General features: G+C 31.7%; 1 protein-coding gene and 1 pseudogene. One reads left to right on the top strand and one right to left on the bottom strand.

Annotation, left to right across the window (positions count from 1 at the left end; genetic code table 11):
- Nucleotides 1-1481, bottom strand: a pseudogene (locus ADJ83_RS10230) (hypothetical protein); the annotation flags it as partial.
- Between the two features lie 250 nt (nt 1482-1731).
- Here ADJ83_RS10230 and ADJ83_RS10235 point away from each other — a divergent pair.
- Nucleotides 1732-2748: an IS1595 family transposase gene (locus tag ADJ83_RS10235; RefSeq protein WP_048717680.1), complete on the top strand. Its 1017-nt coding sequence runs from the start codon at nt 1732-1734 to the stop codon at nt 2746-2748.
- Nucleotides 2749-3076 lie beyond the last annotated feature (328 nt).

Genomic DNA, 3076 nt, shown 5'->3' on the forward strand with positions numbered 1-3076 from the left:
GTAGTTTCAATGTTCTTATGTCCACGAAATTGTTTAAGTATTTCTATTTCATGTGGTCCATTTACATTTTTTGAAATACGCAACAAAAATGTGAATAATGAACGGTTCATTTTTAAAGTATCGAATTGAACACCGCTAAAGGATCTAAAAAAATTTTCTTTAACTTTATTCCTAAATCTATTATCTTTTGTCATAAAATTAATAACGGATTGAAAACTATCGTTTAAAAGCCTTGTTCTAATTTCACAAAGAGTCACTGCAGTTGCAAATGCGATTAATAACTTATCCGGAATAAATAAATACCTATCTGCATTATTTTTTGAAAAGTTATATGTTTTTATTTGTAGTCTTCTTAATAATCTTTCAGCGTCCGTTTTACTAATTTCATTATTTTCCATCCATTCAATTGTCGGTTCGATATAAGTATCCTCAAATGACACTCTAGGAAAATGAAGATAGTCAGGTGTTCTCCAAATATTTGTTAAATGAAGAATTACATATAACCATGCAGAATCATAACGATCATATACCATATTTATATTCTTATTTTCTTCATTTGCTAGAACTGCTTTTTTTATACTATTAATTGCATTACTCTTATGAAAACTAACATTTTCAGAAACATAATCGAATAGATTTCTATATTCTTTTGGCGTATATAAACTTTTTATTTTTCTTTTTTGTTCTCGGTCATAAGGATTAATTATTTCATTCATTCTAAATGTAACTTTATTTTGCATTTTTTGAGATAAATGAATTGCTTGTAAAAAGCTATATAAATGCTTTTGAAAATGCAAAGGGTATTTTTTAAAAAACGCAAAATTCAATTCCTTTGAGGAGCAATTGTATATTTCCTTTGATAAAATAGAATTCATATCTTTAGTTAAATTTACAAGTACACCAATCCTCTGTAATTTATCATCGTAAGAATTTGGATTCCATTCATTTGATTTACTCTTAATGTATATATCCCAAAGCTTTTCAGTTTCAATAAGATGTTCAAAAAAGGAGAATTTCTCCATTTGAAGCCGGTGCTTAATATTATCATATATAGTTCCAACATCTGTATAATATTGCTGGGTATATACTAACCGGTTAAAATTCTCTTCTACTGAACTTTTTAGGTAGATCACCCTCTTATTTAAAAATCTATCAGCGCTGGCAACAATAACAGGAATTTTAGTTTTTCTGATTTCATACATATCCGGATCATAATTAAATTTTTCAATTACCTCATTCCGGGTAAACCACTTCTCATTCAATAACTTTAGCAATATTTCTTGCTGTTTTTTTAGTTGGATCACTTTCGATTTTTTAAATAACGTTAAATTACTTGAAATTTTCTTTTCTACTCGTAAAAGACGTTTTTCTATTAGCTGAGTCAACCTCTTAGCAGTAATATTTAAATACATCATTACTTGTTTTCTATTCAGAAACTCCGACTCTTCAAGATCTTTTTTAAGTTTTTCCTCACTCGACACTACGATATTCCTTTTTTTCATTAAGTTATGAATATCGAACTTTCTGACGTACATCAAATCTACTTTAGTTGAAAGCTTAATAATTTCAATCCCTTTTGATTTTAAATATTTCTGGAAGTTATCACTATTTTTCCTACCTAGTAACAACATAGCATCTTCAAGTTTAAAATGATGGCTGTTTTCGTATAAATTGTGGCTATGAAAAAAATAATGTATAATGGTGTCAAAAATTGCGGAAAGGGTGTTCCTGATGGCGATGGTTTGGCACGATGTTTATAAAGATTTTCATTCTTTATCCAAGAGCGAACAATTGGAATTGTTCAAAGCTCTACAACAAGACCTGTTTCCAGAGCCTAAAACCGATATTTCCAAGATGGTTGGCGAGGTTCGTGAAACTCGTTTTTCTAACGGTTTAGCTTGTGTTTATTGCGGTAGTATGTCTGTTAAACGTAATGGCAAATACCGTTCACGCCAACGCTATCTTTGTAAGGATTGTGGAAAATCGTTTAACGATATGACAGGTAGCCCGTTATCAGGAACTAAGTACCCTCACAAATGGCTTGATTATTACAAAATGATGATTGAAGGATTAAGTCTGCCTAAAATAGCAAAGGCACTTAAAATTCACGTTTCAACGGCATTTTATTGGAGACATAAAATCCTGAATGCGGTTCGTTCACTTGGTCATCAAACTCTACAAGGCATTGTAGAAAGTGATGAAACATTCTTCTTGGAAAGTGACAAGGGAAAAAAGATGATTACACACAGAAAGGCTCGCAAACGTGGTGGAGTTGCTAAAAAGCGAGGTATATCGAAGGAGCAAATCTGTGTCGTAGTGGCTCACGATAGAAACGGTCAAATATTCTCTCAAAAGGCAGGGAAAGGGCGTATTACTGCTATCGAAATAGACGAGGTGTTGGGCAAGTACATCGATACCTCTGCTTTGTTATGCACAGATACCGCTACAAACTATAAAAAGTTTGCTCAAATGAAAAGTCTGCAACACGAAGCCATCAACGTAAGTAAAAAGCAGTACAAGAAGAAAGGTATTTACCATATCCAACACGTCAATGGTTATCACAAGCGATTGAAGAAGTGGATGGATAGATTTCAAGGAGTAGCAACTAAATATCTTGATAACTACCTATTTTGGCATTGTTATATGGAACTAAACAAGCAATTACCTTCCAAAAAAGTTGTTAAGCAAATGCTTCTAAGTTCTTGTCAACGAGTAAATTTCACAACTGTTGCTAAACTAAGAGCGTAAAAAAACTTGGTTTAAATCAACCAAGTTTTTGTCGGTACTTGTATAGATAAATTTTTTCGGACATAAAACTTATCACCAAACCGATTATTAAGGGAACTAACGACCCTGTTGTAACAAAGAACCCACTTGCATTATTTGTGTACTCGTATTGAAACATTAACCAAGGAATAGTAAACACATAACCAAGCAAGTAAAGTAAGGCTGTTGCCAGTGCAAACGACCCAAAAGTAACTATGAACCCCTTTAATTTCATTTAAAAAACACCTCCTAATTAGATATTAACAAATTTTTCTTGTTGTTAGTATAATATACATTTTTTTAATTTATA

Source organism: Bacillus sp. 522_BSPC (assembly GCF_001076885.1).
In the GTDB taxonomy this organism is placed as follows: Bacteria; Bacillota; Bacilli; order Bacillales; family Cytobacillaceae; genus Niallia; species Niallia hominis.